Raw genomic sequence first — 23,253 nt, 5'->3', positions numbered from 1 at the left:
CCATGTCCGACAAACTCCTGTACACCCTCGCCCGTCCCCTGCTGTTTACGCTGCCCGCTGAAACCGCCCACAACCTGACCCTGCCAGCCCTGCGCCGCGCCGCCGAGCGCGGCATGACGGGCATGTTCAGGAAGCCCGCGTCCGATCCGCGCACCGTCATGGGCATCACCTTCCCGAACCCGGTCGGCCTGGCGGCGGGCCTGGACAAGGATGGCGCCTACATCGACGGCCTCGCCGCCCTCGGCTTTGGTTCGATCGAGATCGGCACCGTCACCCCGCGCGCCCAGGCCGGCAACCCGAAGCCGCGCATGTTCCGCCTGCCGGCCGCGCAAGGCATCATCAACCGCATGGGCTTCAATAACGGCGGCGTCGACGCCTTCGTCGCCAACGTACAAGCTTCGAAATTCCATCAGGAGAAACAGGGCGTGCTCGGCCTGAACATCGGCAAGAACGCCGACACGCCGATCGAGCGCGCGGCCGAGGATTACCTGCACTGCCTGCGCAAGGTCTACCCGTACGCGAGCTATGTGACGGTGAACATCTCCTCGCCGAACACCAAGAATCTGCGCCAGCTGCAGGGCGCCTCGGAACTCGACGACCTGCTGGCCCAGCTGAAGGCGGAACAGACGCGCCTGGCCGACGACACCGGCCGCTACGTGCCGCTGGCCCTGAAGATTGCCCCGGACATCGACGCCGACCAGATCCAGAACATCGCCGGCGCCCTGCTGCGCCACCGGATCGACGGCGTGATCGCCACCAATACCACGCTCAGCCGCAACCACGTGGTCGGCCTGCGCCACGGCCACGAAGCCGGCGGCCTGTCGGGCATGCCGGTGTTCGATCTGTCGAACATCGTGGTGCGCGCGATGAAGAAGGAACTCGGCGACGACATCCCGATCATCGGCGTGGGCGGCATCCTGTCGGGTGCGGACGCCAAGGCGAAGATGGACGCCGGCGCCCAGCTGGTGCAGCTGTACAGCGGCCTGATCTACCGCGGCCCGGCGCTGGTGCGCGAATGCGCGGATGCCTTGAGAGGATAAAACATGGAACGCAAACGCTTGGGACGCAGCGATTTGCAGGTATCGAAGGTCTGCCTGGGCACGATGACCTTCGGCGAGCAGAACACCGAGCGTGATGCGCACGCCCAGCTCGATTATGCGCTCGAACGCGGGATCAATTTCATCGACACCGCCGAGATGTACCCAGTCATGGGCCGCGCCGAAACCCAAGGATCGACCGAGCGCTTCATCGGCAGCTGGCTGAAGGGGCGCGGGCGGCGCGACGACGTGGTCATCGCCTCGAAAATCGCCGGTCCGAATGCGAACATGGCCTGGATCCGCGGCGCGGGCCACGACCTGGATGCGGCCAACGTGCGCGCGGCGGTGGAGACCAGTTTGCAGCGCCTGCAGACCGATTACATCGACCTGTACCAAGTGCACTGGCCGAGCCGGAACGTGCCGATCTTCGGCTCGAACAGCTTCAATCCCAAGCGCGAACGCAACAGCGTGCCGATCGAGGAAACGCTGGGTGCGCTGGACGAACTGGTCAAGGCCGGCAAGATCCGCCACATCGGCGTGTCGAACGAAAGCCCGTGGGGCGTGAGCGAGTGGATCAAGCAGGCGGAGACGAAGGGCCTGCCGCGCATCGCCACCATCCAGAACCTGTACAACCTGACCGCGCGCGCATTCGAGACCACGCTGCTGGACGAGACCTGCTTCCGCGAAGACGTGAGTTTGCTGGCCTACAGCCCGCTCGCCTTTGGGCAGCTGACCGCCAAGTACATCGACGATCCGAAGGCGCACGGGCGGTTGACGATCTTCCCGCCCAACTGGAGTCCGCGCTATGTACGGCCCGCCGTGCTGGAAGCGACTCGCGAATATGCGGCGCTGGCAAGGGCGAACGGCTTGACGCCGGCGCAGATGGCGCTGGCCTGGTGTTATTCGCGCTGGTTCGTGGGGGCGACCATCATTGGGGCGACCACGTTGGCGCAGCTGAAGGAGAACATCGATGCGGCCGAGATCGTGTTGTCGCGCGAGGTGACGGATGCGATCGATGCCATCCACGCGCGCATCACGAATCCCGGGCAGTAATCTTGGGCAATAAGCCCGTGCAGTAAGCCCGGGCAGTAAGCAGCGCGGGCCGATTAACTTGCTTCGACTTCCACCTGCAAGGTCCGCTCGATATCCGAGCGCGTAAACCCCGGCGCAAACCGCTCGATGAAGTGGTAGGCATATGCCCGCAGGTAGGCCCCGCGCCGCACGGCCAGCCGCGTGACGTTCGGCGCAAACAGGTGCGAGGACTCCACCGCCCGCAAGCCCTTGTCGCGTCCATGGTCAAACGCCATCGAGGCGATGATCCCCACGCCCATCCCCAGCGACACGTACTGCTTGATGACGTCCGAATCCATGGCGGTGAGCACGATGTCCGGCGACAGCCCGGCCGTGCGGAAGGCTTCGTCGATGTGGCCGCGGCCCGTGTAGCCGACGTCGTAGGTAATCAAGGGATAATTCGCCAGGTCCTCCAGGCGCAGCGGCGTGCTGGCCAGCAGCGGATGCCCGTCCGGCGCCACCACCACGTGGCTCCAGCGGTAGCACGGGAAGGACACCAGGTCCGGAAACGCCGACAGGCCCTCGGTGGCGATGCCGATGTCGGCCCGCCCCGACAGCACGTATTCGGCGATGTGCTCCGGCGCGCTTTGCTGCAGGGCGATGCGCACGTTCGGGAAGGCGTTGCGGAAGGACTGCACCACCTGCGGCAGCGCATAGCGCGCCTGGGTGTGGGTGACGGCAATCGTCAGCGTGCCGCTGTCCTGGTCGGCGAATTCCTGGCTCGCCTGCGCCAGGTTTTCCGCCTCCACCAGCAGGCGCTCGACGATCTTCAGGATGCCTTTGCCGGGCGCGGTGAGCCCGGTCAGGCGCTTGCCGTTGCGTTCGAAAATAACGACGCCGAGTTCTTCCTCGAGCTCGCGGATCTGGCGCGACACGCCGGGCTGCGACGTGAACAGGGCATTGGCCACGTCGGTGAGGTTGAAGTTGCGGCGCGCCGCTTCGCGCACCGAGCGCAGCTGCTGGAAGTTCATATGCCGCCTCCCCCGTCGACGAACACTTCGATGCGGCGCGGACGCACGACCAGCGTCTCGCCTTCCTTGAAGCCCAGGCGCGCAAAGCGCTCGTTCGGAATCACCGCTTCGATCAGCTGGGCATTGTCTTCGCGCTCCAGGTCGAGCTGGGCCAGCGGGCCGATGGCGTGCGCGCGGCGCAGCTTGACCACGATGCCCTCCTGGCCCGGCGTGTAACGCTCGACGTCCAGGTCGTGCGGACGCACGTAGCCGATGCCTTCGGCATTGCTCACGCCATTGAGCTGCGGCGCATCGAACAGGGCGTCGCCGCTGGCCAGCACACCCTCGTGCACGCGGCCGTGGAACAGGTTCACGTTCCCCAGGAAGCCATACACGAAAGGCGACGCCGGCTGGTTGTACACGCTTTCCGGCGTGCCCAGCTGCTCGACGCGGCCCTTGTTCATGAGGACCACCTGGTCGGCCACTTCCAGCGCTTCTTCCTGGTCGTGGGTCACGAAGATCGAGGTCACGTGCAGCTCGTCGTGCAGGCGGCGCAGCCAGCGGCGCAGTTCCTTGCGCACCTTGGCATCCAGGGCGCCGAAGGGTTCGTCGAGCAGCAGCACGCGCGGCTCCACGGCGAGCGCGCGCGCCAGGGCGATGCGCTGGCGCTGGCCGCCCGACAGCTGCGGCGGATAGCGGTCGGCGATCCAGTCCAGCTGCACCAGCTCCAGCAGCCGCTTCACCTTCTCGCGGATCTGCGCTTCGCTCGGGCGTTCCTTGCGCGGCTTGACGCGCAGGCCGAACGCCACGTTCTCGAACACGGTCATGTGCTTGAACAGCGCATAGTGCTGGAACACGAAGCCGACCTGGCGCTCGCGCACGTGGCGGTGCGAGGCATCCTGGCCGTCCAGCAGCACCGAGCCCGAATCCGGGTGCTCGAGGCCGGCGATGCAGCGCAGCAGCGTGGTCTTGCCGCAGCCCGAAGGGCCGAGCAAGGCGGTCAATTGGCCGTCGGGGAACTGCAGCGAAACGTCGTCGAGCGCCTTGAACTGGCCGAACTGCTTGCGGATGTGTTGGACTTCGATCGTCATTGCGTGCGCTCCGTGGTGCCGGCGTCGCCACTCCTGGACTGGTGCAGACGCCATTCGATAAAGGATTTGACGGCCAGCGTCACCAGCGCCAGCAGCGCCAGCAGCGACGCGATCGCGAACGCGGCCGTGAAGTTGTATTCGTTGTAGAGGATTTCCACCTGCAGCGGCATGGTGTTGGTCTCGCCGCGGATGTGGCCCGACACGACGGACACGGCGCCGAACTCGCCCATCGCACGGGCGTTACACAGGATCACGCCATACAGCAGGCCCCATTTAATGTTCGGCAGCGTCACGCGCCAGAAGGTCTGCCAGCCGGAGGCGCCCAGCACCAGCGCCGCTTCTTCTTCCTCGGTACCCTGCTGCTGCATCAGCGGAATCAGTTCGCGCGCCACGAACGGGAAGGTAATGAACACGGTCGCCAGCACGATGCCCGGCACCGCGAACAGGATCTTGATGTCGTGCGCGGCCAGCCATTCGCCGAACCAGCCCTGGGCGCCGAACAGCAGCACGTAGATCAAGCCGGCGATCACCGGCGACACCGAGAACGGCAAATCGATCAGGGTCAGCAGCACGCTCTTGCCCTTGAAATCGAACTTGGCAATCGCCCACGAGGCTGCTACGCCGAACACCAGGTTCAGCGGCACGGCGATGCCGGCCGCGATCAGGGTCAGCTTGATGGCGGAAATCGCGTCCGGGTCGAGGATGGCTTCGATGTAGGTGTCCCAGCCGCGTTTCAGGGCTTCGGTGAACACCGCCACCAGCGGCACGAACAGGAACAGCGTCAGGAAAGCAAGCGCGACGGCGATCAGCGTCCAGCGCACCCAGCGCGGCTCGAAGGTGTTGGCCGGCGCGCTGCGCACATGGTGCGGTGGCGCGGCCACGGTTGGTTTGTCAAGTACGGCGCTCATTTCTTGCCTGCCCGTTTGCGCGTCCATGCCTGGAGCAAGTTAATCGTGAGGAGCAGGATGAACGAGAAGATCAGCATCACCACCGCAATCGCGGTGGCGCCGGCATAGTCGTACTGCTCCAGTTTGGTGATGATGAAGAGCGGCGTGATCTCCGACACCATCGGCAGGTTGCCGGCGATGAAGATCACCGAGCCGTATTCGCCGGTGGCGCGCGCGAATGCCAGCGCGAAGCCGGTCAGCAGCGCCGGCACGATGCCCGGCAACACCACGCGAATGAAGGTTTGCAGCGGGCTGGCGCCCAGGCTGGCGGCGGCTTCCTCCAGTTCGCGCTCGGCTTCTTCCAGCACCGGCTGCACCGTGCGCACCACGAAGGGCAGGCCGATGAAGGTGAGCGCCACCACCACGCCCAGCGGCGTGAAGGCGACCTTGATGCCGACTTTATCGAGGTACTGGCCGATCCAGCCGTTGGCCGAATACAGCGAGGTCAGGGTAATGCCGGCCACGGCGGTAGGCAGCGCGAACGGCAAATCGACCAGGGCATCGACGAAGCGCTTGCCGGGAAAGCGGTAGCGCACCAGCACCCAGGCGACGATGCCGCCGAAGACGACGTTGAAACTTGCCGCGATCAGCGAGGCGCCGAAGCTGAGTTTATAGGAAGCGATCACGCGCTCGGAGGTGACGGCGCGCCAGAACGCTTCCCAGCTCATGGTGAAGGTGTTCAGGAACACGGCGGACAGCGGGATCAGCACGATCAGTGCGAGATAAAAGATCGTGAACCCGAGCGAGAGCCCGAAGCCGGGAATGACCCGGCCGGGCGCGCGTGGCTTTTTCATGGATGCCTTATTACATTTTCTTCTAATAGGCGTCCATATTCTCACTTGCTACTCATAAAACAAACGAAAGAAACGTCATTTGCATAGATGAATACGCTATTAACCGGACGCTAACGATTGGGCGCTACCTCGCCGGCGCCCTCCTCTTCTGACCACACCTGCCAGAAAAATTCCTCATGGAAATTTAATTTTTACAACAGAATCACTTTACCCGCTTTACTTAATAACAATTTCTTTTATACTTACAGTAAGTGGAAAATCTATCCACAGTCACAATCCAAGACGCCCTGACCGCGCCATTGCCGGCATGGGACCGGCTTACGCGCCATTCGGGAGAGACGCATCCATGTCGGAACTGTTGTTTGCAAGGCGCCTGCGCGAACGCGGCGCCGCGCCTGCCATCGTCACCGATACCGGAGTGCGCCTGAGCTACGCGCAACTGGCCGAGGCCGTCGAGGCCCAGGCCGCACGCCTGCCGGCCCCGGGCCGCCTGGTCATCCTTGAAATCGCCAACACCGTCGACTGCGTGGTCGCCTACCTCGCCTGCCTGCATGCGGGCTATCCGGTGGTGCTGGCCGAACCGGGCTCGACCGCAGCCGACCCGCGCACCAGCCTCACCTATGGCGCGGCGCTGGTCTACCGCGAAGGAGAACATGGCTGGGGCTTCGAAGCCTTGCCGGCGGCGCATGCGCCCGCGTTGCACCCTGACCTGTGCATCCTGCTGTCGACCTCGGGCACGACCGGCAGCCCGAAGCTGGTGCGCCTGTCGCGTGCGAATATCCAGTCGAACGCCGCCGCGATCGCCGACTACCTCGGCATCGGCGCCGGCGACCGCGCCATCACCAGCCTGCCGCTGTACTACTCGTACGGCATGTCGGTCCTGAATTCGCACCTGCACGCCGGCGCCGCCATCCTGCTCACCGCGCGCTCGGTCGCCGACCCGCAGTTCTGGACCTTTTTCGAGGAAGAAGCGGCCACCAGCCTGTCGGGCGTGCCGTTTACCTTCGACCTGCTGGAACGCATGGGCTTTCGCGGACGCCACTATCCCTCCCTGCGCTACCTGGCCCAGGCCGGCGGACGCCTGCCGGCCGAGCGCGTGCGCCTGTACGCGCAATGGGCGGCGGCCGCGCGCAAGCAGGTCTTCGTCATGTACGGCCAGACCGAGGCCAGCCCGCGCATGGCCTACGTGCCGCCGGAACAGCTGCTGGAGAACATCGATGCCATCGGCGTCGCGATTCCCGGCGGCAGTTTCGAACTGATCGGCGAAGACGGCGAACCGGTGCTGGCCGCCGACACCCCGGGCGAACTGGTCTACCGCGGTCCGAACGTGATGATGGGCTATGCCGAATCGGCCGCGGACCTGGCGCTGGGCTGCGGCCCGGACGTCCTGCGCACCGGCGACCTGGCCTGCCGCAAGGAAAACGGCTGCTATGCCATCGTCGGCCGCAAGAGCCGCTTCTCGAAGATCGTCGGCCTGCGCATCAGCCTCGACGAGATCGAACGCTGGGTCCATGCGCGCGGCCTGCAAGGCATCGTCAGCGGCGACGACACCCTGGTGGTGGTGGCGCTGACCGGCGCCGCTGATCCGGCCGGGGTGAAGCAGGAGCTCAGGCAGGCGCTGGCGCAACGCTTCGGCCTGCCGCTGTCGGCGCTGGCCGTGCTGCACCTGGACGCGCTGCCGGTCCTGCCCTCCAACAAATTCGACTACCGCGCCGTGCTGCGCCTGGGCCATGACGCCGTGGCCCAGGCGCAGGCCCAGCCAGGACAGCAGCGCCTGATCGATGCCTACCGCGACATCCTCGGCAACCCCGACGTACGCCCGCAGGACAGTTTCCTCGACCTGGGCGGCGACTCGATCAACCTGGTCGAGCTGTCGCTGGCGCTGGAACAGTACCTGGGCACGGTGCCGGACAACTGGGAGGCGCAGTCGATTGCCTCGCTCGAAGCCTTGAAGGACCAGCCTGCGGCGGCCCCGGGCGGCGCGGCCAACGATGCCAGCTGGCGTTCGAGCGGCCTGCTGCGCGCCGGCCTGGTGGCGCTGGCCCTGCTGGCGGGCGGCGAAGCCCTGCTGCAGGCGCGCGCCTACCTGAAAACCGGGCGCAGCGCGCTCGACCTGGCCACCGGCCAGAGCCGGGTGGCGATGAACGAGCACTACGGCGTCAAGACCTACCGCCCCAATCTGCGCGACGTGTCGCAAAAAGAGGGCCGCGAATTCAGCACCAACTCGCTGGGCTTTCGCAGCGCCGAGATCACGCCGGAACCGGCCCCCGGCGAATTCCGGCTGGTCGTCGTCGGCGCCTCGACCGTCGCCGGCGCGTATGCCAAGACCAACAGCGCCACCTTCCCGGCCCTGCTCGAACGCCAGCTGCGCCAGGCCATGCCGGGCCGCACGGTGAACGTCATCAATGCCGGCGTCGAGGGCTATACCCTGCGCGAAATCGAGATCCTGGTCGAACGCGGCATCCTGCCGCTGCGCCCGACCGCGGTGCTGGTGTATGCGGGCTTCAACGACATGGCCTATATCTGCCGCGACAGCGCCGGGGTCTCGTCGCCGCTGCAGCCGCTGCCGGCGCCCTCGCTGCCGGGCTGGTCCCTGAGCGGCACCATCATTGCCAAGAATACCGTGGCGCTGCGCGATTCGCCGGCGCGCGCTGGCATCGTCGACCCGACCGACCGCATCCCCGACTCCTACCGCCAGGGGCTGGACAGCATCGTCACCAAGCTCGAAGGCGCCGGCATCGCGCCGGTCCTGCTGACCGTGGCGCGTGGCTTCCGGCCTGAGGACGGCGCGGCCGGCCGCAAGCTGGCCACCAGCGCCCTGTACTACAACCATTGCCTCGACTACGAGGGGCTGAACAAGGCGGGCAACCTGTTCAACGGCGTGATCGCCGAGGTTGCCCGCAGCCGCAAGGTGCCGCTGGTCGACCTGGGCCAGGCCATGCCGGGCGGGCCGAAGTATTTCGTCGACGCCGCCCACTTCACCGCCGCCGGCGAAGAAGCGGCCTCGCAGCTGATCTACCAGGCCCTGGTGAACGACACGCAACTGGTCCGCCCCGCCGGCGTCGTTGCCCACAACTCCGCTGCATCACACTGAACCCGGAAACGAACTTCACGATGGACATTACCGGCTTCGGCTACCTGGTCTTTCTCACGGCGGTGCTCGCCGTACACCGCCTGCTGCAGGGGCGGCACGGCGCGCAAAAGCTGCTGCTGACGGCGGCCAGCTATTATTTTTATGCCACCATCGACTGGCGCTTCTGCGGCCTGCTGCTGGCCCTGACCGCCATCAACTACGTGGCCGGCAACGCCGTGGCCCACAACACCGACCGCGGCGCCCAGAAGCGCGCGATCACCGGCGCCGTCGTGCTCAGCCTCAGCCTGCTGGGCTATTTCAAGTACCTGAACTTCTTCGGGACCATGGTCAACTCCCTGTCCGACTGGCTCGGCATGGGCAGCCTGGTGCCCTTCGTGCAGATCCTGCTGCCGGTCGGCATCTCCTTCCTGACCTTCCAGGCGCTCACCTACCCGGTGGCGCTGTACGCGGGCCGCATCGCGCGCCCGAGCAGCCTGCTCGATTTTTCGCTGTTCATGGCCTTCTTCCCGCGCCTGCTGTCGGGCCCCATCGTCACCGCCGAATACTTCCTGCCGCAACTGGCGACGCCGCGCGTGGCGACCCAGGCCCAGCAATTCGAAGGGCTGGCGCTGATCATGCGCGGCATCGTCAAGAAGGTGCTGATCGCCGATACCCTGGGCGCCTGCCTGGTCGACCCCGCCTTTGCGCGGCCGGGCGACTTTTCCACGGGCTTCCTGTGGCTGGCCCTGTTCGGCTACAGCTTCCAGGTCTACCTCGACCTGAGCGGCTACACCGACATGGCGCGCGGCGCCGCGGCCCTGTTCGGCTACCGCCTGCCGGTGAACTTCAACCGGCCCTACCTGGCCACCAGCATCGCGAATTTCTGGCAGCGCTGGCACATCACCATGTCTTCGTTCTTCCGCAACTACCTGTACGAGCCGCTCTCGAAGTGGCACGTGGTGCCCACCTACGTCAACCTGCTGATCGTGTTCGTGGCCATCGGGCTGTGGCATGGCGCCGGCTGGAAGTTCGTGGTGTACGGCCTGCTGCACGGCTCGATGGTGGCGATCGGCCACCACCGCGACATGGCGCGCGCCCGGCGCGGCGCCCCGCTGGTCTACCGCGGCCGGCGCCTGGCGCTGCAGGTCGCCTTCATCTTCGTGGTGGTGGTGCTGACGCGCCTGCTGTTCCGCAGCACCGACCTGGACGCGGCCGGCGACTACATGCTGCGCCTGGTGCAGCCGGCCGCGGGCCAGTTCCCGCTGTCGGTGGCCGGTTTCCTGGCCCTGGCCGCCGCCGCCGGCCTGCACTTCACGCCGGTGCACTGGCGCGACCGCTTCATGGCCTATGTGACGGCGCAGCCGGCCTGGCTGTTCGGCGTGGGCCTGGTCGCCACCCTGTACATGGTGGCCGCCATGACGCGCGGCCAGGGCGGCTTCATTTATTTCCAGTTCTGATCAGTAGACCAGCTTGGCCGCGACGCCGGTCAGCGTGACCGCCAGCAGCGCGCGCAGGAAACGTTCCGACACCTTGCGCGCCAGCATGGAACCAAGGGTGATGCCGGGCAGCGAGCCGACCAGCAGGGTCAGCAGCAGCATCCAGTCGATCGAGCCCAGCCACCAGTGGCCGGCCGCGGCAATCGCCGTCAGCGGCACGGCGTAGGCGATGTCGGTGCCGGCCACCTCGGCCGGCGTCAGCTTCGGATACAGCAGCACCAGCAGCGTCGCGCCGATGGCGCCGGCGCCGATCGAGGACACCGTGACCAGCACGCCGAGGATGGCGCCGGAGACGACGGTGGCGACGGTCAGGCTCCTGCCTTGCAGCTGGCGTTCGGGGTGGGCCGTCATCCAGGCGATCATGCGCCGGCGCAGCAGCAGCGCCACCACCGTCAGCATCACCGAGCCGGCGATCGAGTAGCGGATCACCTGGCCGATGTGGGCGTCGAGCGCGCCGAAGTGGCGCAGCGCCAGCGTCGACACCAGCGCCGCCGGCAGCGCACCCAGGCACAGGCGGCGCACGATGGTCCAGTCGACAGTGTTGTTGAAGCGGTGGGTGATGGTGCCGGCGCCCTTCGTGATCGAGGCAAAGGCCAGGTCGGTGCCCACGGCAACGGTGGGCGAGACGCCGAACAGCAGCGTGAGCAGCGGCGTCATCAGCGAACCGCCGCCGACGCCCGTCATGCCCACCAGCAGGCCGACCGCGAAGCCGGCGGTGATATAGGTGATTAACATGCATGGTCCCTCAGGTGAATCCAAGAGTAAGCCGGGTCAGCCGTGGGACAAACGACAGCTTCCTTATTTGCTTATGCGGAGGCTGAGTTTAGGGGCAAGGCAGGACGTTGAATTTGTAGGGTGGGCACCTGTGCCCACGCTGTCTCATCGAATTATTCCATGCGGCCCAACCGGGACGCCGTGTACGTTCCCCTACCGGGATGCATATCGACACATTACTGGAGCACCGCGTGGACTCGGGAGTCCACCCTACTCCCTCCGACCAGTGTTTGGGTTAATCGGAGGGCGCGGACGCTGACGAAATTACTTGTTCGGCTGCGGCGTCAACCGCAGGTACGGCTTCGGCGACGTAAAGCCCTTCGGATATTTTTCCGCCAGCACAGCCGGATCTTGCACCGTCAGCGGAATGATTACGTCGTCGCCGTCCTTCCAGTTGCCCGGCGTGGCCACGGTGTAGCCGTCGGTCAGCTGCAGGGCGTCGATCACACGCAGGACTTCGTCGAAGTTGCGGCCGGTGCTCATCGGGTAGGTGATGGTCAGGCGCACTTTCTTGTTCGGGTCGATGACGAACAGCGAGCGCACGGTGGCAGTGGCCGATTGTTCTGGGTGGATCATGTCATACAGCGCGGAGACCGATTTGTCGGCATCGGCGATGATCGGGAAACCGACCACGGTCTGCTGGGTTTCCTCGATGTCCTTGATCCAGCTCTTGTGCTGTTCAGCAGCGTCAACCGACAGCGCGATGGCCTTCACGTTGCGCTTGTCGAACTCCGGCTTCAGCTTGGCGGTCAGGCCCAATTCGGTGGTGCAGACCGGGGTGAAGTCGGCAGGGTGCGAGAACAGCACCACCCAGGAGTCGCCTGCCCACTCGTGGAAGCGGATGCGGCCGATGCTGGAATCTTGTTCAAAGTCAGGTGCGGTGTCGCCGAGGCGTAAGCTCATGTTCATCTCCGTGTCAGGACAGTGTTGAGACGGCGCCACCATGACGCCGCCGAAAGACATCGTGCCTATTGTGGAGCATTTTATATAAGCTTGTCGAGTTATCACCCAAACCGGTTATAAAGAATCGTCGCCCAGGTGATCGCCGCCAGGACCACCGTCAGGCCGACGGCTGCGCTGCCGAAGTCCTTGGCGTTCTTCGACAAGGGATGGCGCTCGAGGGAGATGCGGTCGACCACGGCTTCGAAGGCTGAGTTGATGAGTTCGACTATCAGCACCAGCAGCAGCACGCCGATCAGCACCAGCTTCTGGAAGCCCGACACCGGCAGCACGAAGGCGAAGATCACGCCGAGTACGAACACCAGCACTTCCTGGCGGAAGGCGTGCTCGATGCGCCAGGCCGTCATCAAGCCCTGGATCGAATAGTTGGAGGCGTTGACGATGCGCCTGAAGCCGCTCTTGCTCTTGAATTCGCTGACTGGCTCTTCCATTTTATTTCCGGCTAAACATGCAGAACTGTCATTATGCATTAGACGCTGGACACTAGCGAATCCATCGCTGTTTTTCGCATTATGGTATAAAGTGGAACGATACTGCACTGCACCAACCACATCATGAAAATCGACACCCTTGAACCAGCCAAGACCTCGATCCAGGTGATTGAACGCATGGTCGCGCTGCTCGACGCCCTGGCCACCTATCCGGACCCTGTCAGCCTGAAGGAACTCTCGAAGGTCTCGGGCCTGCATCCGTCGACCGCGCACCGCATCCTGAACGACATGGTGGTCACGCGTTTCGTCGACCGCGTCGAGCCGGGCACCTACCGCCTCGGCATGCGCCTGCTGGAACTGGGCAATGTGGTGAAAAGCCGGCTCTCGGTACGCGAAGCGGCGCTCGACTTCATGCGCGCCCTGCACAAGAAGACCCAGCAGACCGTGAATTTGTCGGTGCGCCAGGGCGACGAGATCGTCTACATCGACCGCGCGTTTTCCGAGCGCTCGGGCATGCAGGTAGTGCGCGCGATCGGCGGACGCGGCCCGCTGCACCTGACCTCCACCGGCAAGCTCTTCCTGTCGGTGGACGAAGCGAAAGCCATCCGCGCCTATGCCACCCGCACCGGGCTGGCCGGGCACAACAAGAATTCGATCACCGATCTCTCCAAGCTCGAGCGCGAGCTGGGCCTGGTGCGCGCACGCGGCTATGCGCGCGACAACGAGGAGCTGGAACTGGGCGTGCGCTGCATGGCCGCCGGCATCTACGACGATGGCGGCAAGCTGGTGGCCGGCTTGTCGATCTCGGCGCCGGCCGACCGCTTGCAGGAAGACTGGCTCGACGACCTGGTGCAGACTGCCGGGCAGATTTCCGCTACTTTGGGATTCCGTCCGGCTTCGGCAGCCTGAGCGTCAAACAAGGAAGCGCTGCTTTCTGAATCAGCGCTTTTGCAGCACGGTCGCTGCAGTCACCGTCGAAAACGAGGTATTCACTGCGCTGTTCGCCGCTGGCGCAGCGGCATGCACGGCCGGCACGATGCTGTCCGGCGTCAGCGCTTCCAGCCAGCGGCGCATACGGCCGGCGTCGGCGGTACGCGACATCTTGCCCTTCGAATCCAGGAACACCATGATCACGTTGCGGCCCTGGATCATGGCCTGCATCACCAGGCAGCGCCCCGCTTCGTTGATGAAGCCGGTCTTTTGCAGGCCGATGTTCCAGTCCGGCAGCGCCACCAGGTAATTCGTGTTCGAGTAGCGCATCGGCCGGCCGCTCGCCTCCACCACCCAGTTCGGGTCGGTCGAATACTGGCGCAGCAGCGGCTTCTGGTGGGCAAAGGCCACCAGCTTGGCCAGGTCGCGCGCGCTCGATACGTTCTGGCTCGACAGGCCGCTGGAATCGACGTAGCGCGTGTCGTTCATGCCCAGCTCTTTTGCCTTGGCATTCATCGCCGCGACAAAGGCCTCGATGCCGCCCGGATAGTTACGCCCCAGCGCAGACGCGGCGCGGTTCTCGGAACTCATCAGGGCAATGTGCAGCAGGTTGTTGCGGGTCATGCGCGCGCCGACGGGCAGGCGCGAGCTGCTGTACTTCAGGCGGTCGACGTCGGCGTTGGTGACGGTCAGGGTTTCGTTCAGGTCCTGGCCGGCTTCGACCACGACCAGGCCGGTCATCAGCTTGGTGATCGAGGCGATCGGCAGCGCCACGTTCGCGTTCTTTTCGAACAGCACCTCGGAACTGTTCTGGTCGAGCACGAAGGCCACGTTCGAGCGCAGCGACAGCGGGTCGTCGGTCTTGTGCAAGCCGGCAATGTCGCCAGCGGTGCGCATCGCAGCCACGGCCGGGGTCGCCTTGCGTACGCCCTGGTAGGTCACGCGGCGCTTGCCGTTCACTACCTCGACGCGGCGCACCAGGCGCCCGCGCTTGTTGTCGGCCACCACCGCTTCCTTGCGGGCGCGCTTGGGCTTGGCGGCGGCTTTTTTCTTGACCGGTTTCTTGGCGGCCTGGCGCTTCTGCTTGGCCGAACTGGCCTGCTTTTGGGCTTGCGCTCCCGCACCCGCTCCTGCTGCGGAGACCGGCTCCACCACCAGGAACAGCGACACGAGCATCGCCAATGCAAGCTTGATCATTTCTACCCCTTTAACCTAAAGTACTCACCCAGAAATAAATGTGTTTTTGGCTGCCATAACCGGCGCGTTGCTGCGTTGGCTCGCGCTTGCAGTGCTCGCACTGCGGCGCACTCGCCGCCTTGCACCGCCTCCGGTTCTGTTTGCCAAAATTCACATTTATTTCCGGTCGAGTACTTACCGAACCGCGTGCCGAACTGATGAGTCATGAGCTAAGTGTAGTCCGCTCAGCCGCAGGCACAAGCAGAATTCACGATTTCGTCACCATTTTGCCGCACTTCAATGCTAAATGGCGCACGCACAGTGAACAAAACTGCCTTTTAATTCAAGTATTTACAGGGGTTGTAGTTTATTCGACGAAACGAACGAAGCCGGCCAGCGGTTCTCGCTCAGTGATGAGCGAATTTTCAATCTTGCCCGGGTCGGCCCAGCCCAGCGCCATGCCGCAGACCACGGTCTCGTTCGCCGGCAATTGCAGTTGCCCGGCAATGATGCGGTGGTACTGGGTAAACGCGGCCTGCGGGCAGGTATCGAGCCCGCGCCCGCGCGCCGCCACCATGATGTTTTGCAGGAACATGCCGTAGTCGAGCCAGGAGCCCTGCTCCATGATGCGGTCGATGGTAAAGATCAGGCCGACTGGCGCGTCGAAGAAGGCGAAGTTGCGCGCATGCTGGGCCGCCATGCCGGCCTTGTTGTCGCGCGTCAGTCCCAGCAGGCTGTACAGGTCCCAGCCCACCTTGCGCCGGCGGTCGATGAAGGGCGAGACCCACTCGCGCGGGTAGTAGGCATATTCCTCGGTGTGCTGGCGCGATTGTTCGGGGTCGGTGTGCACGGCCAGGATGGCATCGGACAAGTCCTGGCGCGCCTGGCCGGTCAGCACGTACACCTTCCAGGGCTGGGTATTCGTGCCGGAAGGCGCGCGTGCCGCCACTTCCAGGATCCGTTCCAGGTCTTCGCGCGCCACCGGCTTGTCGAGGAAGGCGCGGATCGAACGGCGCGAGGTGATGGCGGCGTCGACCGCTTCTTGCTGTGGGTTGGAAATCATCGTTTCTCCTTGTTGACGACGAATGCGACGCCCGCGACGGCCACCGCCATGCCGGCCAGTCCGAGCGGGCCGAGGGCCTCGCCGAACAGCAGCCAGGCCATGATGGCGGTGGTGGGCGGGGTCAGGTAGAGCAGGCTCGTGACTTCGGTGGCGGCGCTGCGGCTGATCAGGCGGAACAGCAGGAAGATGGCGCCGATCGACAGCGCGAACACCGACCACAACAAGGCGCCGACGAAGTGGACATTCCACTCCACCGTCGACAGCGCCACGTCGAATTCCTCGAACAGCAGCGCCAGCGGCAACAGGGCCGCCACGGTCGCGCCGAACTGGATCACGGTGCCGGTACGCAAATCGAACTGCGGGCAATAGCGCTTCTGATACATGGTGCCGGCGGTAATCGACAGCAGCGCCAGCACGCAATACACGATCGGCAAGGCCGACAGGTGCGCCAGATCGAGTTTGGCGTACACGACCAGCGCCACGCCGGCCAGGCCCAGCGCCAGCCCGAGCCACTGGCGCGGACGCACCTGCTCGCCGATCAGGGGCGCGGCCACGGCGGTCAGGATCGGCTGCATGCCGACGATCAGGGCCGACAGGCCGGCCGGCATGCCGATCTTGATCGCGCTCCAGACGCCGCCCAGGTAACCCGCCTGCAGCAAGAGGCCGGCCACGGCGACGTGCAGGATGCGTCCGCTCGGCCAGGGCGCGCGCCAGATCAGCACGATGGGAACCAGCACCAGCAGCACGCCCAGGCAGCGCAGGATCAGGAAGGTGAGCGGCGGCGCATACGGCAGGCCGTACTTGGCGGCGATGAAACCGGTACTCCACAGGACCACGAAGAACAGCGGCAGCGGCGCCAGCCAGCGCTGGGCCTGGCGCGAAGGTGTGGTCGTCTGGGACATGGCGGCGGAAGGTGGTGGACGAGATGGCATGAAAGACAAGTCTAGCATGCCTGCCCATCTAAATTTGCGTAGCAGAAAAATCCTCACGCACGATTGGAACGATGGCAGAGGCATCATTTTTATTGTTGAGAAGTATTTCATCCGATGCAAGAACACAACAAAGCCGGCCGGGATGGTGCGTCGCACCAAAAACGCTTGACCTGCTCGCCAAAGTGAGGAAAAATCCGCTCTGTTGCGGTGCACAATCCTTCCGATGCACCGGCCAGCTTCCCGCTTCACCGGTTCCTTGTATTCCTAAGCAGCATTCCAAGTAGCATTCACCCTATAACGTCTTGTTTGGAGAACCCCATGTTTGCAATCCCAGAGCAGTTCTCGAATGCCACCAAAGCAAACCTCGAATCGCAATTCGCCCTGATGTCGTCGCTGACTTCGAAGACCTTCGAAAGCATGGAGAAGCTGGTTGAACTGAACATCAACACGGCGCGCGCCACCCTGTCGGACAGCTCGAGCGCCGCTCGCCAGCTGCTGGCCGCCAAGGACCCGCAGGAATTCTTCCAGCTGTCCGCCGCCCAGGCCCAGCCGAACGCCGAAAAAGCCCTCACCTACAGCCGCCAGCTGGCCTCGATCGCCAGCGGCACCGGCGCCGAGTTCTCGAAAGCCGCCGAAGGCCAGATCGTCGAAGCCAACCGCAAGGTCATCGCCCTGGTCGACGAAGTGAGCAAGAACGCCCCGGCCGGTTCGGAAACCTTCGTTGCCGCCGTCAAGACCGCGATCAGCAACGCCAACGCCGGCTACGAGCAGTTCAGCAAGACCACCAAGCAGGCTGTCGAAGCGATCGAAAGCAACATGAACGCCGCCATTTCGCAGTACTCGAACGTGGCTGCCAAGGCACCGGCTGCTGCTGCCAACACCGCAGCGGCTGCCGCAGCGTAAGCATTCAGCAGTAGTAACAGAACGGGGCCGGTTGACGATGTCAGCCGGCCCCGTTGTCGTTTACAGCCTGATTAGTCGGATCGCGACCGGCGTTGTTTGCCGAAATCGTACGGTGGGCACTCCGTGCCCACGCGGATGTTTGCTCCGCGTTGGCGCCAGAGCGCGGCGTTAGCGTTTGCGGCCTGGAGCAAGGTTCGCGGTATGCCCCGGGAAACGTTTGCGGCACGCGGCCTGACGGGTTTTAACGTTGATAACACAACGCGACGTTCCGCGTGGGCACGGGGTGCCCACCTTACGGTCGCTACCTGTGGCTACAGGAACTACGCCTGACTTTTATTATTCCCCAAGGTACGCCGCCTGCACCCGCGGATCGTGCAGCATGTCCTGCGCATTCCCCGTCATGGTAATCATGCCCGATTCCATCACATACCCCCGGTGCGCCGCCTGCAGCGCCAGCTTGGCATTCTGCTCGACCAGCAAGATCGTGATCCCCTGCGCAGACACGTCGCGGATCACCTCGAAGATCTTCTCGACCATGATCGGCGCCAGCCCCATCGACGGCTCGTCCAGCAGCAACAAGGTCGGATGGCACATCAGCGCGCGCGCCATCGCCAGCATCTGCTGCTCGCCGCCCGACAAGGTCCCGGCCAATTGCGCCGAGCGTTCCTTCAGGCGCGGAAACACCCCATACCACTTCTCGATATCCGCCTCGATCCCCGCCTTGTCGTCGCGCGTATAAGCGCCCATCAACAAATTCTCATGGATCGTCATGCGCGTGAACACGCCCCGCCCTTCCGGCACCATGGCGAGTTTACGTTGCACCAGGCGGAACGACTGGCTGCCCGTCAGCGGCTCGCCGAGATAGGAAATCCGCCCTTCGACCCTGGCCGTCGGCAGCGTGCCGGTGATGGCCTTCAGGGTCGTGGTCTTGCCGGCGCCGTTCGCGCCGATCAGGGTCACCAGCTCGCCTTTACCCACTTCCAGATCGACGCCCTTGACCGCCTTGATGCCGCCATAGGCCACCTGCAGGCCCTCGATTTTCAGGATGCTGCCGCTCATCAGTGCGCCCCTCCCAGGTAGGCCGCGATCACCGCCGGATTTTTTTGGATCTCGGACGGCAGGCCCTCGGCGATGCGCTTGCCGTACTCGAGCACGGTAATGCGGTCGCACAGGCCCATCATCAGTTTCACGTCGTGCTCGATCAGGAGCACGGTCTTGCCTTCGTTCTTGATCTTCACCAGCAGCTCGCGCAGGGCCAGCTTCTCGGTAGCGTTCATGCCGGCCGCCGGTTCGTCCAGCGCCAGCAGCTGCGGATCGGTGGCCAGGGCGCGCGCGATCTCCAGGCGGCGCTGGTCGCCATACGACAGGAACTTCGCCGTGCGATGCGCAAAGCGCCCGATGCCGACGAAATCCAGCAGCTCCTGGGCCCGGGCACGGATCGCCGCTTCTTCCTCGCGCGCGGCCTTGTGGCGGAAGATGGCGCCGAACACGCCCTGCTTCGTACGCACGTGGCGCCCGACCATCACGTTTTCCAGCGCGCTCATCTCGCCGAACAGGCGGATGTTCTGGAAGGTGCGCGCAATCCCCGCCTTGGCCACCGCATGCGGCGCCGACGGCGAATAGGGCTTGCCGGCCAGCTCGAAGGTTCCGCTATCCGGCTGGTACAGCCCGGTGATGACGTTGAAGAAGGTGGTCTTGCCGGCGCCGTTCGGCCCGATCAGGCCATAGACCTGGCCGCGCTCGATGCGGATCGCGACGTCGGTCAGCGCCTGCAGGCCGCCGAAACGCTTGTTCACGCCACTAATGTTCAACAAGACCTCGCTCATGCCGCCGCCTCCTCTTCTTCTTCGCGCGCCAGGGCCGCGTTCGGGCGTTCTTCCTTGTTCGGCGAGGGCCACAGGCCGGCCGGACGGATCAGCATGATCAGCACCAGGGCCAGGCCGTACAGCGCCTGGCGTAGCACCTCGGCTTCGACCAGCTTTTCGCCGAACAGGGCAATCTGCGCCGGCTCGACCACGTGGCGCAGGATTTCCGGCAAGGCCGCCAGCAGCACGCCGCCCAGCACCACGCCCGGGATGTGGCCGATGCCGCCCAGCACCACCATCGCCAACACGGCGATCGACTCGGTCAGCGAGAACGATTCCGGAGAAACGAAACCCTGGAAGGCGCCGAACATGGCCCCGGCCACACCGCCGAACGAGGCGCCCATCGAGAACGCCAGCAGTTTCACGTTGCGGGTATTGATGCCCATCGCCTTGGCCGCGATCTCGTCTTCGCGGATCGCCACCCAGGCCCGGCCCAGGCGCGAATGCTGGAGGCGGCTGGTGATGAAGATGGTAGCGATGCACAGCCCCAAGAACAGGAAATAGTAGGCATTCACCGACGGCATGCCGTAGCCGCCGATGTAGACCGTCGACTGCGAACCCGCCTCCCCCGCCAGCGACACGCCGAAGATGCGGATCGGGTCGACCATGTTGATGCCCTGCGGGCCGTTGGTGAAGTTGATCGGCTCGATCAGGTTGTTCATGAAAATGCGGATGATCTCGCCGAAGCCGAGCGTCACGATGGCGAGATAGTCGCCGCGCAGTTTCAGCGTCGGCGCGCCGAGCAGTGCGCCGAAGAAGGCCGCCACCAGCGCCGCCAGCGGCACGATCGCCCACACCGACAGATGGATGCCGTTCTGCCGGATCTCTTCGCCGAACAGGGTCGTGAGCCATTCGCCCAGCGCCGGGTAGTTATAGACCAGCGATTCGAGCAGGGCCGCGAACTGCGGCGAGGCAAACAGCCCGGTGAGGTAGGCGCCAACGGCAAAGAAGGCGATGTAGCCGAGGTCGAGCAGGCCGGCAAAGCCGACTACGATGTTCAGGCCCAGGGCCAGCATGATGTACAGCAGCGCCAGGTCGATGATGCGGACCCAGGAATTGCCGTACTGCGAAGCGAAGAAGGGAAAGGCGATCATCAGGGCCAGCAGCAGGGCCATGTTGATGCGCGCCCGGCGCGGCTGGTGCTGGAGGTCGAAAGTCAGCAGGGACATGGTTCCTCCTTATGCGCGGTCGGCAACGCGCTCGCCCATGATCCCGGACGGACGCACGGTGAGCACCAGGATCAGCACCACGAAGGCGAAGATGTCCTGGTAATGGCTGCCGAGGAAGCCGCCGGTCAGGTCGCCGATGTAGCCGGCGCCCAGCGCTTCGATAATGCCCAGCAGCAGGCCGCCGATCATGGCGCCGTAGATGTTGCCGATCCCGCCCAGCACGGCGGCGCAGAAGGCCTTCAGGCCCGGCAGCACGCCCATGGTGAAGGAAATCGTGGCGTAGTTCGCGCCCCACATCACGCCGGCCACGGCCGCCAGCGCGGCGCCAATGGCAAAGGTGGCGACGATCACGCGGTTCGAATCCACGCCCATCAGCCCGGCGACGCGCGGGTTTTCCGCCACCGCGCGCATCGCACGCCCCATCTTGGTGCGTTCGACCAGCAGCACGAGTGCAAACATGGAGATGGCCGCCAGGGCCAGCAGCAGCACCTGGGTTTGCGAAATCATGGCGCCGCCGATCATGATCGGGTCAGAGGACAGCACTTGCGGGAAAGGCAGCGGATTGCGGCCCCAGAACGGCGTGGCCATGACAAACGTCTGGAGCAGGATCGAGACGCCGATGGCGGTAATCAAGGGCGCCAGGCGCGGCGCATTGCGCAGGCGGCGGTAAGCCACGCGCTCGATCAGCACGTTGACCAGTATCGCCACCGGAATCGCACCGAGGATGGCGATGGCCAGCTGCAAGTAGCCGGGCAAGCCGGGGAAATGACTTTCCAGGGCATGCAGGATCGAGAGGCCGACCATGGCGCCGATCATCAGCACGTCGCCGTGGGCGAAGTTAATCAGGTTCAGTACCCCGTAGACCATCGTGTACCCAAGCGCGACCAGTGCATACATGCTGCCTAGCACCAGCCCGTTGAGTATCTGCTGGACAAAAGTCTCCATCGTTTCGCTGCCTCTTTCTTTTGATAACAAAAACGGCACGTCGGGAATCCCGAAGTGCCGCTCTTTGGCTTGACGTCGTTTTACCTGGCAAAGACACTGCAATCTTTATGCCAGCAGGGTCAAATAGTTGCCACGACAAAAATTCCGAGCGTCGTCATCATAGCCAGCTTTTTGAAAAACGAACAACGGAAATCGTCTCAGCCACCGGTGTTATCGCAAGAATTTACGCTACCTCGGCGCGCACGCCGTCCAGGCCCTTCGGCAGCGGGAAGGTCACGTTCTCTTCCACGCCCTCGAGCGCGCGTACGCTGGCCGCACCGAGCGCCTTCAGGCGGTCAATGACGGCCTGCACCAGCACCTCGGGCGCCGAGGCGCCGGCTGTGACGCCGATGCGCTTCTTGCCTTCGATCCAGGATGCCTCGATCTTGGTGGCGTCGTCGACCATGTAGGCCGGCGTGCCCATCTTTTCCGCCACTTCGCGCAGGCGATTCGAGTTCGAGCTGTTCGGGCTGCCGACCACGACCACGACCTCCACCTGGGGCGCCATGAACTTCACGGCTTCCTGGCGGTTGGTCGTGGCGTAGCAGATGTCGCCCTTCTTCGGCTCGATGATGTTCGGGAAGCGGCGCTTCAGGGCGGCGATGATTTCCAGGGTGTCGTCCACCGACAGCGTGGTCTGCGAGACATAGGCCAGTGCTTCCGGATTGGCCACCTGCAGCGTTTCCACGTCCTCGACGGTTTCGACCAGGTGCATGCCCTCTTCGGCCTGGCCCATGGTGCCCTCGACTTCCGGGTGGCCGTCGTGGCCGATCATGATGATCTCGGCGCCCTGCTTGCGCATCTTCGACACTTCCACGTGCACCTTGGTCACCAGCGGACAGGTGGCATCGAAGATCTTCAGGCCGCGCGACTCGGCTTCGGCACGCACCGCTTTCGACACGCCGTGGGCCGAGAATACCAGGGTGTTGCCGGCCGGGACGTCGTCGAGCTCCTCGATGAAGATGGCGCCCTTGTTGCGCAGATCGGCCACCACGTAAGCGTTGTGGACGATTTCGTGGCGCACGTAGATGGGCGCGCCGAACTGCGCCAGGGCGCGTTCGACGATCTCGATGGCACGGTCGACGCCGGCGCAAAAGCCGCGCGGCTGGGCAAGCAGAATCTCGTTTTCCATAACTTTTCCTTTTACAGGACCGACAGCAGTTTTACTTCGAATTGCAGGGACTGGCCAGCCAGCGGATGGTTGAAGTCGAACAGCGCGGCATCCTCACCCATTTCGCGCAGCATGCCGGCAAAGCGGCCGCCGCCGGGCGCGGCGAAGTCGACCAGGTCGCCCGCCTTGTAGTCGGCGTCCGGCACCGAGTTTTCGTCCAGCGTGGCTTTCGACACCCACTGGATCAGTTCCGGGTTGCGCTCGCCGAAGGCGTCTGCGGCGCTCAGGGTAAAGGTCTTGTGTTCGCCTTCCGCCATGCCGAGCAGGCGTTCTTCGAGGAAAGGCGCCAGCTGGTTCTGGCCCAGCATCAGGGTCGCGGGGTTGGTGCCGAAGGTGGTGACGATGTCGGTACCATCGGCGCTGGAAAGACGGTAATGCAGGGTCAGGTAAGCCGATTCGGTAACGACGGCCGGGGAAGCGTTGGACATGTTCTTGG

The 23,253-nt window shown here is 64.6% G+C and carries 23 protein-coding genes; 7 read left to right on the top strand and 16 right to left on the bottom strand.

Translation table 11 applies throughout. The features are described 5' to 3' along the window. Positions 1-2 precede the first annotated feature (2 nt). Together LK540_RS15970 and LK540_RS15965 are read left to right on the top strand one after the other, a co-directional pair. Entirely contained in the window at positions 3-1,040 is a 1,038-nt protein-coding gene (locus LK540_RS15970; protein ID WP_229438294.1) for a quinone-dependent dihydroorotate dehydrogenase, read from the top strand. A 3-nt stretch (positions 1,041-1,043) separates the two neighbouring features. Beyond that, complete coding sequence (locus LK540_RS15965) at positions 1,044-2,090, top strand: aldo/keto reductase (protein WP_229438293.1); 1,047 nt, start codon at positions 1,044-1,046, stop codon at positions 2,088-2,090. A 53-nt stretch (positions 2,091-2,143) separates the two neighbouring features. Here the strand turns inward: LK540_RS15965 and LK540_RS15960 are convergent, their stop codons facing one another. From LK540_RS15960 to cysT, 4 genes are read right to left on the bottom strand one after another with little or no spacing between them, the layout of a single operon-like run. Continuing rightward, a complete protein-coding gene (locus LK540_RS15960; RefSeq protein WP_229438292.1) occupies positions 2,144-3,079 on the bottom strand; it encodes a CysB family HTH-type transcriptional regulator in 936 nt (311 codons plus the stop codon). After that, positions 3,076-4,149, bottom strand: coding sequence for a sulfate/molybdate ABC transporter ATP-binding protein (locus LK540_RS15955; RefSeq protein WP_229438291.1), 1,074 nt, complete (start codon positions 4,147-4,149; stop codon positions 3,076-3,078). Before LK540_RS15955 ends, LK540_RS15960 begins: the two co-directional genes overlap by 4 nt. Beyond that, the gene (gene cysW / locus LK540_RS15950) at positions 4,146-5,057 is read right to left on the bottom strand and encodes a sulfate ABC transporter permease subunit CysW (RefSeq protein ID WP_229438290.1); all 912 of its coding nucleotides are present in this window, start codon (positions 5,055-5,057) and stop codon (positions 4,146-4,148) included. The genes LK540_RS15955 and cysW overlap by 4 nt, the downstream gene beginning before the upstream one ends. Beyond that, positions 5,054-5,890, bottom strand: a complete 837-nt coding sequence (gene cysT, locus LK540_RS15945; RefSeq protein ID WP_229438289.1) for a sulfate ABC transporter permease subunit CysT — start codon at positions 5,888-5,890, stop codon at positions 5,054-5,056. Before cysT ends, cysW begins: the two co-directional genes overlap by 4 nt. 346 nt (positions 5,891-6,236) lie before the next feature. On the opposite strand from cysT, the gene LK540_RS15940 reads away from it, so the two are divergent. Then, a complete protein-coding gene (locus LK540_RS15940; protein ID WP_229438288.1) occupies positions 6,237-8,984 on the top strand; it encodes an AMP-binding protein in 2,748 nt (915 codons plus the stop codon). 20 nt (positions 8,985-9,004) lie between these two features. Further along, positions 9,005-10,420, top strand: coding sequence for an MBOAT family protein (locus LK540_RS15935; RefSeq protein ID WP_229438287.1), 1,416 nt, complete (start codon positions 9,005-9,007; stop codon positions 10,418-10,420). Here LK540_RS15935 and LK540_RS15930 read toward each other — a convergent pair whose 3' ends face one another. The 3 genes from LK540_RS15930 to LK540_RS15920 form a co-directional block, all read right to left on the bottom strand. Then, positions 10,421-11,194 (bottom strand): sulfite exporter TauE/SafE family protein, encoded by a 774-nt coding sequence (locus tag LK540_RS15930; RefSeq protein WP_229438286.1) that lies wholly within the window; start codon positions 11,192-11,194, stop codon positions 10,421-10,423. A 303-nt stretch (positions 11,195-11,497) separates the two neighbouring features. After that, a complete protein-coding gene (locus tag LK540_RS15925) occupies positions 11,498-12,136 on the bottom strand; it encodes a peroxiredoxin (RefSeq protein ID WP_229438285.1) in 639 nt (212 codons plus the stop codon). Positions 12,137-12,237: 101 nt separating this feature from the next. Beyond that, on the bottom strand, positions 12,238-12,624 hold the full coding sequence (locus LK540_RS15920; RefSeq protein WP_229438284.1) for a diacylglycerol kinase: 387 nt from the start codon (positions 12,622-12,624) through the stop codon (positions 12,238-12,240). Positions 12,625-12,747: 123 nt separating this feature from the next. Between LK540_RS15920 and LK540_RS15915 the strand changes: the two genes are divergently transcribed. Further along, the gene (locus tag LK540_RS15915) at positions 12,748-13,533 is read left to right on the top strand and encodes an IclR family transcriptional regulator (protein WP_229438283.1); all 786 of its coding nucleotides are present in this window, start codon (positions 12,748-12,750) and stop codon (positions 13,531-13,533) included. 30 nt (positions 13,534-13,563) lie between these two features. On the opposite strand, the gene LK540_RS15910 is transcribed toward LK540_RS15915, so the two are convergent. From LK540_RS15910 to LK540_RS15900, 3 genes are all read right to left on the bottom strand, one after another. Beyond that, on the bottom strand, positions 13,564-14,751 hold the full coding sequence (locus LK540_RS15910; RefSeq protein WP_229438282.1) for a serine hydrolase: 1,188 nt from the start codon (positions 14,749-14,751) through the stop codon (positions 13,564-13,566). 346 nt (positions 14,752-15,097) lie between these two features. Next, complete coding sequence (locus LK540_RS15905; protein ID WP_229438281.1) at positions 15,098-15,793, bottom strand: nitroreductase; 696 nt, start codon at positions 15,791-15,793, stop codon at positions 15,098-15,100. Continuing rightward, positions 15,790-16,695: a DMT family transporter gene (locus LK540_RS15900; protein ID WP_229438280.1), complete on the bottom strand. Its 906-nt coding sequence runs from the start codon at positions 16,693-16,695 to the stop codon at positions 15,790-15,792. The genes LK540_RS15905 and LK540_RS15900 overlap by 4 nt, the downstream gene beginning before the upstream one ends. Before the next feature lie 28 nt (positions 16,696-16,723). On the opposite strand from LK540_RS15900, the gene LK540_RS15895 reads away from it, so the two are divergent. Together LK540_RS15895 and phaP are read left to right on the top strand one after the other, a co-directional pair. Beyond that, complete coding sequence (locus tag LK540_RS15895; protein WP_229438279.1) at positions 16,724-16,894, top strand: hypothetical protein; 171 nt, start codon at positions 16,724-16,726, stop codon at positions 16,892-16,894. A gap of 149 nt (positions 16,895-17,043) precedes the next feature. Then, the gene (gene phaP, locus LK540_RS15890; RefSeq protein ID WP_229438278.1) at positions 17,044-17,628 is read left to right on the top strand and encodes a TIGR01841 family phasin; all 585 of its coding nucleotides are present in this window, start codon (positions 17,044-17,046) and stop codon (positions 17,626-17,628) included. 336 nt (positions 17,629-17,964) lie between these two features. Here the strand turns inward: phaP and LK540_RS15885 are convergent, their stop codons facing one another. The 6 genes from LK540_RS15885 to LK540_RS15860 all read right to left on the bottom strand — a co-directional run bounded on the left by LK540_RS15885 (position 17,965) and on the right by LK540_RS15860 (position 23,245). Further along, the gene (locus LK540_RS15885) at positions 17,965-18,687 is read right to left on the bottom strand and encodes an ABC transporter ATP-binding protein (RefSeq protein WP_229438277.1); all 723 of its coding nucleotides are present in this window, start codon (positions 18,685-18,687) and stop codon (positions 17,965-17,967) included. Next, positions 18,687-19,454, bottom strand: a complete 768-nt coding sequence (locus LK540_RS15880; RefSeq protein ID WP_229438276.1) for an ABC transporter ATP-binding protein — start codon at positions 19,452-19,454, stop codon at positions 18,687-18,689. The genes LK540_RS15885 and LK540_RS15880 overlap by 1 nt, the downstream gene beginning before the upstream one ends. Beyond that, positions 19,451-20,662: an ABC transporter ATP-binding protein gene (locus LK540_RS15875; RefSeq protein ID WP_229438275.1), complete on the bottom strand. Its 1,212-nt coding sequence runs from the start codon at positions 20,660-20,662 to the stop codon at positions 19,451-19,453. The genes LK540_RS15880 and LK540_RS15875 overlap by 4 nt, the downstream gene beginning before the upstream one ends. Before the next feature lie 9 nt (positions 20,663-20,671). Further along, positions 20,672-21,607 carry a branched-chain amino acid ABC transporter permease gene (locus tag LK540_RS15870; RefSeq protein ID WP_229438274.1) on the bottom strand — a complete coding sequence of 312 codons (936 nt, stop codon included), beginning with the start codon at positions 21,605-21,607 and terminating at the stop codon, positions 20,672-20,674. A gap of 223 nt (positions 21,608-21,830) precedes the next feature. Beyond that, complete coding sequence (ispH, locus tag LK540_RS15865; protein WP_229438273.1) at positions 21,831-22,778, bottom strand: 4-hydroxy-3-methylbut-2-enyl diphosphate reductase; 948 nt, start codon at positions 22,776-22,778, stop codon at positions 21,831-21,833. An 11-nt stretch (positions 22,779-22,789) separates the two neighbouring features. Beyond that, on the bottom strand, positions 22,790-23,245 hold the full coding sequence (locus tag LK540_RS15860) for a peptidylprolyl isomerase (RefSeq protein WP_229438272.1): 456 nt from the start codon (positions 23,243-23,245) through the stop codon (positions 22,790-22,792). Between the last annotated feature and the right edge of the window lie 8 nt (positions 23,246-23,253).

The organism is Massilia sp. IC2-278, assembly GCF_020708045.1.
Lineage (GTDB): Bacteria > Pseudomonadota > Gammaproteobacteria > Burkholderiales > Burkholderiaceae_D > Telluria.
Note: the sequence above shows the minus strand (reverse complement) of the source record. Positions and strands in the feature narration are given on the sequence as shown.